Origin of the sequence: Kaistella chaponensis (assembly GCF_900156725.1) — a bacterium.
Classification (GTDB): Bacteria; Bacteroidota; Bacteroidia; order Flavobacteriales; family Weeksellaceae; genus Kaistella; species Kaistella chaponensis.
Map to the genome: position 1 here is coordinate 26,637 of NZ_FTOI01000008.1, position 12,399 is coordinate 39,035.

Genomic DNA, 12,399 nt, shown 5'->3' on the forward strand with positions numbered 1-12,399 from the left:
AATAAAAGACCGAAGTTGAATCAACTCCGGTCTTTATTTATTTTATTTAAATTCGTCTATTTTGAGGACTTAAATTCTCTTTGAATTACAGATACAGCGGGGAAGTGATCGCTATAACCACCTGTGAATTTATCACCATCCCAAGATCTTAATGGATATCCTTTCCATTGTCCAGAATCATTCACTAAGTAAGAAGGTGCAAAAACTTCGGCTTTATAAATAGAATAAGTCGGCGTTAATTTTTCTGGAGCATATAAATTTTTAGAAACAATAATTTGATCGAAAAGATTCGGAGCATCGCGATATGCCATTGAAGCAACACCTGCTTTGAAAGGTTTGTACATCAAATTGTAATAAGGGCTTGTTTCGGATAATTGAGAAGGGTCACCAACTGCTCCTAGAAATTTTTTCACACTTGGACTTACAGGATCATCGTTGAAATCACCCATTGCAAATAATTTTCTTTCTGGATCTTCGGCTCTGGCTTTATCCATTTCTCCTTTCAATACTTTTGCTGCTGCAGCACGTCGAGGTAAAGATTGTGCTTCACCACCACTTCTTGATGGCCAGTGATTCATAAAGATTCCCACTTTTTCCCCATCGAGTAGTCCTTTTACGACCAAAACTCCTCTGGTGTAAGATCTTTTGCCTTCTTCATTATAGACTTTAATATCTTTCATATAAGAATCAGTTACTTTGAATCTGCTTCTTTGATAGATGATTGCAATATCAATTCCTCTAGCATCGTAAGAATTGTAATGAACAATGCCGTAGTTCGATTTTGCTAAAGCTGGTTGTGCGACAAGATCCTGAATAACCTGTCTGTTCTCCACTTCAATTAATCCTACAATTACCGGATTGTCATTGGTGTATTGTCTGCCGAGTTCTGAAATAACTTTCGCTTCGTTGAATAATTTTTGATTGTATTTTTCTTTATTCCAGTTTTTTGGACTGTTTTCAGTAAAATCATCTGCGAGAATTTGGTGACGGATTACTTTTTTTCCGATGAGCAACGAATCACTCCATTCGCCTTTATAGTCCTCTGTTGTTTCCAAATTTTTTAAAGAATCCAAAGGAACACTTCTGTGAAATGCGGGATTGTGTACGTCTTTTGTTCCGTCTATATAATCTGCAGAGGGTACAGTATCCCAAAGATTTTCAACATTAAGGAAACCGACTGCAGCTCTCTGAACCTGTTTTTGTTGCGAAAAAATAAATCCGAAACAAAAAACGAAAACTAAGATATAAAGTTTTTTCATTTTTAAAATTATAGTAAAAAAATTAAGGAGGTAAAATTAGTGAATATTTTTCAATGTAAAGAGGTAAATAAAATCATTAATATGATGTTAATCATAGATCCAGTAACAACAAATAGTATTAATAATTGTTAACGCCTATTTATGAGAATAAAGTGTTAAATATGTTTAACTTAACAAAAATTAAGTTTAAATTTGTTGCCCCTTAATAAATTGATATCAAAATAGGGGAATCTAAATAATTTGTTATGATTAAAAAATTATCCTTAATCTCATTGTTTACATTGCTTCCTGCGTCATTTTATTTCGCGCAAACTACGGTTTATGCTTATGTAAAAGATCAGGAGGGAAAACCAGTTGAGAATGCAGCGATTGACTTAGGGCAGTCTGCAGAGCATGTAAAAGCCGACAAAATTGGTTATTTCCAGTTTGTTGATTTAAAACCAGGCCATTATCAAATCACCGTTTCGAGACCAAGTTTTGAAGCGAAATTAATTCAATTTGATGTAACTGCCGATGACAAAAGAAAAGATTTGGGTGTTATCAGTTTAGGGGTAGCCGCGAATCCACTCGCAGGAGTTATGGTGATCGATGATTCTACTAGCGACAGTTCCGAAGGAGGGTCATCTATGCAGCCTACTGTAGGACTTCTAAGTTCTGGTAGAGATACTTTCCAGAATGTTTCAGCCTTCGAATTGGGTGCTTATTGGTTCCGACCAAGAGGAGTGGAAAACAGATATGAAGATGTGCTTTTCAACGGGATTTCAATGTCTAAGGGAGATGATGGAAGAGTAGATTTTAGCAACTGGGGAGGATTAAATGATGTTACAAGATATCCTTACGAATCAGTAGATAATATTACTCCTTCAGAGTATTCTTTTGGAAATCTGGGGGGAGTGGTTTATTACAATACAAGAGCTTCTAGCTACCGAAAACAAACTTCTTTAGCATATTCATTTACGAACAGAAGTTATTTTCACCGAGCGATGGCTACATATTCTAGCGGTTTGTCTAAGAAAGGGTGGGCTTTCACTTTTTCAGCAAGCAGAAGATGGGCAGATGAAGGTGTTATCGACGGTACTTACCAAGATTCTTACGCGTATTTTGGAGCCATCGAAAAACAGTTCAACAGCAGACATAGTATTAATTTCACGGCTTTTGGCTCCCCAACTTACAGAGCGAACAATTCGCCAAACACGCAGGAAGTTTATGACTTAATGGGTAAAGATTACAACTCTTATTGGGGATGGCAAAATGGGGAGAAAAGAAATTCCCGTATCCGTAATGTCTTTGAACCAATGTTTATGATTACCGATTATTTGAAAATTGGTAAAAACAGCAACTGGAATAATACCCTTTCATATCAGTTTGGGAGAGACGCAAGAAGTCGCCTCGATTGGTTTCACGCTGCAGATCCAAACCCAACTTATTATAGAAATTTACCAAGTTATTTAATGTCAATTGGAGCTTCGCAAGCTGATATCGATGCAAATACATACGCTTGGCAAAATGATCAAGGTGTAAGTCAAATTAATTGGAACAACATCTATAATGCTAATAATATCAATAGATATGATATGGCAGGAAAAGAGAAAGCGGCTATTTATACCATTGTTGAAGATGTAAACAAAGATAAAACCATCAGTTTTGTTTCACATTTCGATACCAAATTAGCTTCTAACTGGAAATTGAACCTAAACTTTACCTATCAAAATTTAAAATCAGATAATTTTAGAGAATTGAAGGATTTGTTAGGTGGTTTATATGCAACCAATCTTAATGCTTTCGGAAACGATCAACCTTTTGATTTAGACAATCCGAATGCAAAAATCAAAGTAGGAGACAGAACGCAGTATTCCTACGATTTATTGAGAAATCAATACAGTTTCAATGCTTCTACTGAAGTAGATTTACCGAAATGGAATGTCGTAGGATCAGTATTTGCATCTTTCGCAGATTCACAAAGAGACGGTAAATTTAGACACCACTATTACCCTACAAGCAAAGGGAAAAGTGATGTTTACAACTCATTTGATGCAGGAATCAAAGGAAAAGTGACTTATAAAATAAACGGTAAAAACTTTATTGTTTATAACGGAGCCTTTTTCAGTTTGGCACCAACTTTAAATGAAATTTTCCTTAATCCACGGGTAAGTAATATGATTACACCTAATGTAGAAAATCAGCTTATTAATTCTAATGATTTAAGTTACATATTAAGAGGGCAGGTTCTGAAAATTAGATTGAGCGGATATTATACAACCATCAATAATGCTACAGAAATTTCGAGATATTACGCGGATATTACGAGTGGTTCCGGTGATCAAGGAAATGCATTGGTTGCAGAAGTTCTAAGTGGAATAAACAAAAGCTATAAAGGTCTAGAATTAGGCGCAGAGGTGAAAATCACTCCAACTCTTAGTGCAACTGCCGTAGGAAGCTATGGTGATTACAGAATTACCAACAATCCAAAAGTACTTACTGCGGATGATACTACTGTGAAAAACTTTGGTAATCCAATCAGAGCTTTTGGTACCGCAAATCTTAAGGATTATAAAGTTGCTGGAACGCCGCAAAAAGCCTATTCATTTGGATTGCGATACAACTCCACAAAATTCTGGTGGATTGGTGCAACAGCAAACTTTTTACAGGATCAATATTTAGATTTTTCTGCACTCAACAAGACAGCAACTTTATATACTGATGCTACAGGACATCTTTATTCTAATGCAACACCAGAAAATATAGCACTGGTTACTAATCAGAAAAAATTCGATAATCAATTTATGCTTAATGCAAATGCCGGGAAATCATTCTTGTTTGGAAAATACAGAATGGGTCTTAGTTTAAGTGTAAACAACATTTTGAATAACAGAAATTATGTAACAGGAGGATTTGAGCAAGGACGATCAGTAAACTTCCCGGAAGCTTTTGCTGATGCACAAAGAGACAAGCCTTTGTTCGGACCAAAATTATGGTATGATCGAGGAACGACTTTCTTCGCAAACGTTTATTTAAGGTTTTAATTAATAATAATATATCCAAATGAAAAAATATAATTCATTTTTAAAGGTTTTATTACTCGCTTTCACAGCGCTGTTTTTCACAGGTTGTGTACACGATGATAAATATGATGCACCGAATTTAGACGGTTTTCAGTGTCAGGATCTTGTAGCAACATTATCAATTGCGCAGGTCAAAGCTCTACACACGAATGTTGCCTATGTTTTCCCGGATAACTCCACCGCTGTAATGGAAGGTTATGTATCTTCTACAGATGAAACAGGAAACATTTATAAAACGATCTATATTCAAGATTCACGGGTGAACCCAACGCAAGGTTTTACCATCAGTGTTGATGCGGTAAGTACGTACACCAAGTACCCACAAGGTAGCAAAATCTATATTAAATTAGCAGGTCTTGCTTTAGGAACATACGGAGGATTGGTGCAGTTGGGTATCAAGGATTCAAGATCAATCGCAACAGGAGTTGATGCAGTTTCTAGAATTCCCGAAAAACTTTTGCCTACCAAAATGTTCAGATCTTGTGCACCGATAGAGAATATTGTGCCTAAAGTTTTGAAAATCTCTGATTTTAATGCAAATAATAACCTATTAGGAGCTTTAATTCAGGTGAGTGATGTTGAGTTTTCGAAAACTTCCCTTTGTGGTAATTTCGCTCCAGACGGATTTACAGTAGACAGACAAATTGGTGAAGGATGGAATACTACTTCAAACAACTATACCGCTACTGCAACGGTCAGAAACAGTGGTTTCGCTTCGTTTGCGAATCAGCTTGTACCTGCAGGAAATGGTGCATTTGTGGGAATCTTCAGTAAATTTACAACTACATTTCAACTCTATATCAACAAAATTTCTGATTTAGCGGAAATGAAAAATTTCCCTAGAAAAGATGGTATTGCAAAAAATCCTTGTGAATTAGATCCATCGAACTTGACTGCCAAAACAGTGGCAGATGTTAAAAAACTAATTAGTGGAAATTTAACACAAATTACAAGTGATTTTGTATTAAAAGGAATCGTTACCGCCAATGATGAAACAGGGAATCTTTTCAAATATATTTATCTTGAAGATGCAACAGGAGGTATCCGTATCAATATCAATAAAACTGCTCTTTATCAAGATGCAAGATTTAAAGTGGGTAAAGAAATTTCTGTTAAACTCAAAGATTTGTTCATTGGTAATGTAAGTGGAGAACTTCAACTGGGCGCTCTATTTAATAATAATTTTGGACAAATTGCAGAAGCCGATGTTTATAAAACCTTCTTTGACAATAAAAAGGCAATATCAACAGTAGAAGCAACGGAAAGAACAATCACACAGATTTCTCCTTCAGATGTTGGTCGATGGATTAAAATTAAAGACGTTCAGTTCATTGCTTCAGAAATCGGAAGCTCTTATGCAACAGGAGCTCCTAGTAACAGAAATCTAGAAGACTGTAGCGGCAATAAGATTGTAGTTCGAACAAGCAATAGAGCAACTTTTGCAACAGAGGAGATTGATGATGGGAAAGGTGATGTTTATGGGATTTTAAGCATCTTTAATGGTGTGTACCAATTATGGCTTCCACAACAAGTGAACGCTCTATTTAACAAAAACCGTTGCGATGGTTCTAGTCCGGCAAGCGTAATTTTCAGAGAGGATTTCCAAAATGGATTAGATCTTAATTGGAAATTAATTGATAAAGCTGGAACTCAAGCGTGGACTACTTCAAACCAAGGTACTGGTAATAATTATTACGCAGTGATGAATGGTAGCGGAACTGCAAATGAAGACTGGTTAGTTTCTAAGGAAATATCCTTGTCAGGATTTACAAAATACACAGTTTCCTATTTAACCGATGGAAGCGGTAGTAACCAAAATCCTATTCAGGTTTTGATCACAGATAATTATACCGGTGATCCATCAACAACTACATGGACGCCTCTAACAGGAAAAATTGATGCGGTGTTGACTGGATTTGGTTTTGAAACTTCAAACCGAGTAGACATCAACTCTTTTGCAAACAAGAAAGTTAGAGTTGCATTTAAATACATCAGTACTACAAGCGGATCTGCGACTTGGGAGGTTGATAACATACAAGTGAAAGGGATGAATTAATTTTCATTATAATTTTTAAATGGACTGTCTGCAATGACAGTCCATTTTTTTTTGATGTAAGTTTAGAATCTTCATTATTTATAGTAAGCATTCATCGCTAGAAATATTGGGACGTGTTTCGATCGATCTGCATACAATGTTTTTAAGCCCGCAAAAAGCACCGAAGAAACGAAATGAGTATTCGATTTACTCCATAACATTATTCTTATTGCAAAAGCCTAGAAACAACTCATTTATAACGAAATTGGTCAACACAAAAAGCTAATTTTTGTTGCCATCAAAATGATCATTCGAATCTAATAAATTCATGAAATATCGATGAGTTCAGAACAAAAAAAAGGTTGCAAATTTGCAACCTCTCTATTGATTATCTTTCTTTAAAAACTAACCTCATTCACCTCTTTTCCTCGCTGGAAATTCATTGTTTTTTGATTTCCTTTGAATGCGATATTCACCAAGTTGAATTGTTTTGGAAACGTACTCAACATGATGGTATTCTTTATTTTTAAGGTGTTAATATCGGAAATTCCGTTTGCTTCAAAATAAACCCACACCGATTCACCATTGATTTGGCTTCCAGTAAAGGTAAGTGCTTTCGGACTGCCGTCAACATACACATCGAAATTGTTATTCACATATTTCTTTACCTCCGCTTCGAAACCTGCGGTGTTTGCATTTATTTTAATGGCATCAGAAATGTGCTCCTTATTCATTTTTGTGGTAAACTTCAAGGTCTTGCTTCCTTCCACATAATCGACTTTGGTCATCGATGAATAAAAATCTGCTTCCGCAAAACTCATCATCAATATCAAAGTTAGAAATCCTGTAAACTGTAAAAACTTTTTCATCTTTTTCTTTTGTAATTATTGTGGCTCAAATATAATGCCATTAGAAATTCACATTCACCGTGTATTTGTCGTAAAACGCCTTAATATGCGCAACAGCGTCTTTTGCAGTATCTACAATCCGGAAAAGATTCAAATTTTCTTCAGAAATCATACCGTTGACTAAAAGCGTATTTTTAAACCATTCGATCAATCCGCTCCAAAATTCTGAACCGACCAAAACGATGGGAAATTTTCCAATTTTGTTGGTTTGAATTAAAGTAATCGCTTCCATCAATTCATCTAAAGTCCCAAATCCTCCCGGCATTACGATAAAGCCTTGAGAATATTTTACAAACATTACTTTTCTCACAAAAAAGTAGTCGAAATCCATGCTGTATCCTTTGTCAATAAAAGGATTAAAATGTTGCTCAAAAGGCAGTTCTATATTTAAACCGATCGATTTACCACCACCTTGTCGCGCGCCTTTGTTTCCTGCCTCCATAATTCCGGGACCACCTCCTGTGATGACTCCGAAGCCAATTTCTGTGATTTTTTCTGCAATATCGACCGCCATGTTGTAATGTTCGCTATCCTGCTTTAATCTTGCAGACCCAAATATAGAAACACACGGACCGATTTTCGCTAACTTTTCGTAACCATCTACAAATTCAGCCATTATTTTAAAAACCATCCAGCTGTCTTTCGTGATGGTTTCGTCCCAAGTTTTTTCCTTAAAAGACTTTTGAACTTTTTGATCGATTTCAAATGCGGGTCCGGTTATTTCTTTGGTGGTTCCTTTCCCTCTATTTATTTTACTCATTCTTTTATTTAAAAATATTTTCAGCCACCAAAATAGATTCTGGGCGTCCTACATCTACTAAATGGGCTTGATGTTCGTACCCATGGATTTCTTCGGTGTGCATTAAATCCAAGTATTCTTCCATAATAGAAAACTTTCCTTGTCTTTTTATTTTATCAAAAATCCGTGGATTAATGCAGTGTATTCCGCTAAAAGCTAAGGGTTTAAATCCTTTGTTGAATTCTGCCAATCGCTGTTCACCGGTTTGTACATTGAGCCAACCACGCAGAATCATCTTGTCATTAAATAACAATTTTCTTGAACTGCTGCGATCAGATACTGCTAATGTAGCAAAATCTTTCTTTTCTTTATGAAATTTCACAAAACCATTCAGATCTAAATCTGTTAAAATATCTGCATTCATAATCAGGAAATCTTCCTTGAAATCCAGAAATTTTCTTGCAAAAACCAATCCGCCCCCAGTTTCGAGTAGTTCTACTTTTTCATCTGAAATCTCGATTTTTGCACCGAAATTGTCATTCTTTTTTAAAAAATCGACAATCTGTTCGCCAAAATGGAACACATTAATTACGAAATCATTGATGCCAAAACTTTGTAGATATTTAATATTCCTTTCCAATAAAGGAACGTTGTTTACCATCGCAAGTGCTTTCGGATGATGATCCGTAAAGGGTTTTAAGCGGGTGCCTTTTCCGGCGGCGAATATCAGTGCTTTCATTTTTTTTGGGTGCGTAATGATCGATTGGTTACCTCTACAATTTCTCGTTTTTTGAGAGGTATTATTGATGATTGAGTTGCGGTTGCTCATCATGCTGAAGAGTTACCACCGTTTGCGGATATTTTTCTTTGATGAAGGCTGCAATTTTTTCTGCACTGTAAACCGAGCGGTGTTGTCCACCGGTGCAACCAAAATTAATTTGAAGATTTTCGAAGTTGCGTGCAATATAATCATCGATGTTGATTGAAACGATGCTTTTTACAAGTTCTAGAAATTTCGGCATTTCTGTTACGGTTTCTAGATAATTTTGAACACCAACGTCGCAACCAGTTTGCTGTTTGTATTCATCAATTCTTCCGGGATTTAGGATGCCACGACAATCGAACGCAAAACCGCCACCATTTCCGGTATTATCTTTTGGTATTCCGCCTTTTTTGTAGGAAAAACTGTGTATTTCTATTTTTAAACTCATAGCTAGTTTTCTAATTTATTTTTAATGGTCTACTTCAATTGTAAAGCAACCACTTAATGTTCGATAATTTCTTAATGTTTAAGAGGTATTCCCTTAATTTTATTTTGAATGGTTTCCGATTCCAAAGCCTCGATTATTTTGTGCAATTCAGGGTAATTCTTCATCTCATTCCAGGATTTTGCAAACTCGGAAAGATTCTTTATTCCCTGATTAATGCTCAATATAAAATGTTCTTTTTGTTGAATTAATCCTCGGAAACCGTATGCGCCTAAAACTTGTAAAAAACGAATGAGCTGTATCGGTTGTAAGGAATTTTTTAATGATGATACTTTTTCTGCGTCGTTCCAAAACGAAAAATAGTAATCGAGCATTTCTTCTTTGAAATCTTCAGGAAAATTCGCTTTAGCTTGAAAAAGAAAGGAAACTACATCGTACATAAGCGGTCCTTTCATCGCAGACTGATAATCGATGAAGTAAACCTGGTCATTTTCATCAACCATAATATTTCTCGCCTGAAAATCACGAATCATCATTCCTTTTGGCTCCAGATTTTCCAAAAGAGAAACTAATTTTTTAAATTCTAAAAGCAAAATGGATTTATGATACGGGATTTCTAAAACATCGGCGATGAAACTTTTGAAATAGAATAAGTCATTCAAAATTGGAAGTTCGTCGTAGGTTTCATATTCAAAAGTTTTCGAATAATCAATCGCGTCCGCTGTTTTTGTTTGAAGGGTAAAGAGTTTTTGGAGCGTTTCTTTAATTAAAGATTTATTTCTGGTCGAAAGTCCATCTTTGGCGATGATTTCTGACAAGGTTTGCGCTCCCAAAAATTCCTGAACATACATGGTTCTATCTTGCGAAATCTTAAAAATCTGTGGAGTGTTGAGTTCAAGTTCAGAAAAAACAGCTGAAAAATAGTAGAAACTTTCGTTTTCTGCCAAATTCTCATTCGTCGTGATGATGTATTTCTGGGTTGAACTTTTACCTACGAAATTATTTCTTGCAGAGCCACTTTGTGCTAAACTGAAAAACTCCGTCGCGTTTTCGCCGATAAAATCTTCAAAAAAATATTTTGCCTTTTTCTTGGTCATACTTTTACAAATATAGGAAATTTACAATTTTATAAATCATTATATTTGCAGGAATGTTCACTGATTTCAAGCCTGTTCTGAAAATTCTCTTGCGGTTCATCATTTTATATGTGGTGATGGTTTTTGCGTACCAGTTTTACCTGAATGAGTTCAAAAATGCAGGTTTAGATCCGTTTTCGACTTGGGTGATGAAACAGACCACTTTCGTACAGGAATTTCTAGGATATCCATCGATGATGGTGCCGGGAAAACCTGAAGATGAAACCACGTGGTTTTTTGTGAATGGTACTTACACTTCTCGAATGGTAGAAGGTTGCAATGCGATTTCGATTATGATTTTGTTTTTGGCATTTGTCTTTGCGTTTTATAAGGGCGCGAAAACTTTTGTCTTTGTAATTTTTGGTTTGCTATTTCTGCATGTGATGAATGTTCTGCGGATTGCAGGTCTCAATATCATTATTTTAGAATTGCCGAATTATTCCAAAATGGGGCATGATTATCTTTTCCCCGCGATCATTTACGGAAGTGTCGTGCTGCTTTGGCTGATCTGGGTGAAATTTTTTGCTTTAAAGACCACAGAAAATGAAAATACTTAGTTGGTTTTTTGTAGTTCTGGGCATTTTGGGACTCATCAGCATTCGCATGTTGGAAGACCAAATTTTTTACGATCCTTTTCTCCCTTACTTTCACGAAGCCAATAAACATGCGGTGTTTCCCAATTTTGAATGGGCGAAACTTATTTTCAGTTATTCCTTTCGGTTTTTGCTGAATCTGTTTTTTTCTGGAATGGTGGTTTATTTTGTTTTTAAAAACAAAGCTTGGACGGTTCAGGCGATTATTTTGATGGGTATTGTTTTCGCAATCACCTTACCTATTTATCTGTACTGTATTCACACGAAATTTGAAATCGGCTATCTTTTCTCTTTTTACATGAGAAGATTCGTTATTCAACCACTGATTTTATTGGTGATTATTCCTTTGTTTTATTACCGCAAGAAGACGATCACCGATCGCCTTTAATTTAATTGTTCACATCCTGTTTGTTTGGCTGAGAAATATTCTTCTCATTCCATAGGATTTTTTTTACAAAAGTTCGTTCCCGAACCGGACAATCGAAAATTTGACAGATCTCACATGAAGTTGGTTTGCAGTCATCCAGATGGAAATTAAATTCAACCGTTCGGTCTGTATTCTCGCCAATCAGACGGTACATTTCTTCCATTTCTTCGTGAGCTTTTCGCAGTTTAAAATACCAGGGAATTGTTAAATGCGCATCGATGTGAAGTCCGCTTCCGTGTTGTTGAATTCTCATATTATGAAGGTCAATCCATTCCGGTTTGCGGTTTTCATTCAGAAAAGTTGCGAGGCGAGAAAGCATTCCCAAATCTGCTTCATCCATAATTCCGCTCAAGGCTTTGCGAATAATTTTATAACCTACAAAAATGATGTATCCACCAAAAATCATGGCTACAGCTGCATCGATCCAGTAGATTTTTGTAAAATAGACCAAAACTAAACTCACCACGACGCCAAGAGTTGTTAAAGTATCACTTTGTAAATGTTTCCCCGAACTTTGCAAAACGAGAGAATTTTCTTTAATTCCTTTTTGATAGGAAATGTAACCCAGCAAATAATTAATTGCGGCTGTAACTGCAATAATCACGATTCCCCAATCTAATTTTTTTGGAATATTCCCGTGGAGTAGAGAATCCACCGATTGCACGATGATAATTACGCCCGCGAAAATAATCAGTGCACCTTCAATCCCGGAAGTAACGAATTCTACTTTTCCATGTCCGTACGGATGTTCGCGATCTTTGGGTTTTGCTGCGAGATAAAGCGCGTATAATCCCATAAATGCTGCGATGATATTCACAATACTTTCCATGGCATCAGAAAATACAGCATCAGAATTGGTTAAATGCCACGCGATGAGTTTCGCAATAAAAAGCACGATTCCGATGATTGCGACCCATCTTTGAAAGGTAAAATTGTTGTTGGCAGAATTATTTTCGGTCATGAAAGTTTCATTACAATATTGATAAATGTTTTAGTCTTCTAACGAATAAAAAATGCTCACTTTCTGGTGAG

General features: G+C 35.9%; 11 protein-coding genes. 4 read left to right on the forward strand and 7 right to left on the reverse strand.

Annotated elements, in window-relative coordinates:
• Positions 1-56 precede the first annotated feature (56 nt).
• The gene (locus BW932_RS09170; protein WP_076387206.1) at positions 57-1,259 is read right to left on the reverse strand and encodes an endonuclease/exonuclease/phosphatase family protein; all 1,203 of its coding nucleotides are present in this window, start codon (positions 1,257-1,259) and stop codon (positions 57-59) included.
• A 245-nt stretch (positions 1,260-1,504) separates the two neighbouring features.
• On the opposite strand from BW932_RS09170, the gene BW932_RS09175 reads away from it, so the two are divergent.
• Both BW932_RS09175 and BW932_RS09180 read left to right on the forward strand, forming a co-directional pair.
• Positions 1,505-4,282, forward strand: coding sequence for a TonB-dependent receptor (locus BW932_RS09175; protein ID WP_076387207.1), 2,778 nt, complete (start codon positions 1,505-1,507; stop codon positions 4,280-4,282).
• 19 nt (positions 4,283-4,301) lie between these two features.
• Positions 4,302-6,377 (forward strand): DUF5689 domain-containing protein, encoded by a 2,076-nt coding sequence (locus BW932_RS09180; protein WP_076387208.1) that lies wholly within the window; start codon positions 4,302-4,304, stop codon positions 6,375-6,377.
• A 377-nt stretch (positions 6,378-6,754) separates the two neighbouring features.
• Here BW932_RS09180 and BW932_RS09185 read toward each other — a convergent pair whose 3' ends face one another.
• The 5 genes from BW932_RS09185 to BW932_RS09205 all read right to left on the reverse strand — a co-directional run bounded on the left by BW932_RS09185 (position 6,755) and on the right by BW932_RS09205 (position 10,308).
• On the reverse strand, positions 6,755-7,225 hold the full coding sequence (locus BW932_RS09185; protein ID WP_076387209.1) for a DUF6702 family protein: 471 nt from the start codon (positions 7,223-7,225) through the stop codon (positions 6,755-6,757).
• 40 nt (positions 7,226-7,265) lie between these two features.
• Positions 7,266-8,024: an LOG family protein gene (locus BW932_RS09190; RefSeq protein WP_084566493.1), complete on the reverse strand. Its 759-nt coding sequence runs from the start codon at positions 8,022-8,024 to the stop codon at positions 7,266-7,268.
• A 4-nt stretch (positions 8,025-8,028) separates the two neighbouring features.
• Positions 8,029-8,742, reverse strand: a complete 714-nt coding sequence (locus BW932_RS09195; RefSeq protein ID WP_076387322.1) for a nucleotidyltransferase family protein — start codon at positions 8,740-8,742, stop codon at positions 8,029-8,031.
• Between the two features lie 61 nt (positions 8,743-8,803).
• Positions 8,804-9,214 carry a RapZ C-terminal domain-containing protein gene (locus BW932_RS09200; protein WP_076387210.1) on the reverse strand — a complete coding sequence of 137 codons (411 nt, stop codon included), beginning with the start codon at positions 9,212-9,214 and terminating at the stop codon, positions 8,804-8,806.
• A gap of 71 nt (positions 9,215-9,285) precedes the next feature.
• The gene (locus BW932_RS09205) at positions 9,286-10,308 is read right to left on the reverse strand and encodes an aminoglycoside phosphotransferase family protein (RefSeq protein ID WP_076387211.1); all 1,023 of its coding nucleotides are present in this window, start codon (positions 10,306-10,308) and stop codon (positions 9,286-9,288) included.
• A 53-nt stretch (positions 10,309-10,361) separates the two neighbouring features.
• On the opposite strand from BW932_RS09205, the gene xrtF reads away from it, so the two are divergent.
• Positions 10,362-10,904, forward strand: coding sequence for an exosortase family protein XrtF (xrtF, locus tag BW932_RS09210; protein WP_076387212.1), 543 nt, complete (start codon positions 10,362-10,364; stop codon positions 10,902-10,904).
• Positions 10,891-11,328 (forward strand): exosortase F system-associated membrane protein, encoded by a 438-nt coding sequence (locus tag BW932_RS09215; protein WP_076387213.1) that lies wholly within the window; start codon positions 10,891-10,893, stop codon positions 11,326-11,328. Before xrtF ends, BW932_RS09215 begins: the two co-directional genes overlap by 14 nt.
• Before the next feature lies 1 nt (position 11,329).
• On the opposite strand, the gene BW932_RS09220 is transcribed toward BW932_RS09215, so the two are convergent.
• A complete protein-coding gene (locus tag BW932_RS09220) occupies positions 11,330-12,328 on the reverse strand; it encodes a cation diffusion facilitator family transporter (protein ID WP_076387214.1) in 999 nt (332 codons plus the stop codon).
• Positions 12,329-12,399 lie beyond the last annotated feature (71 nt).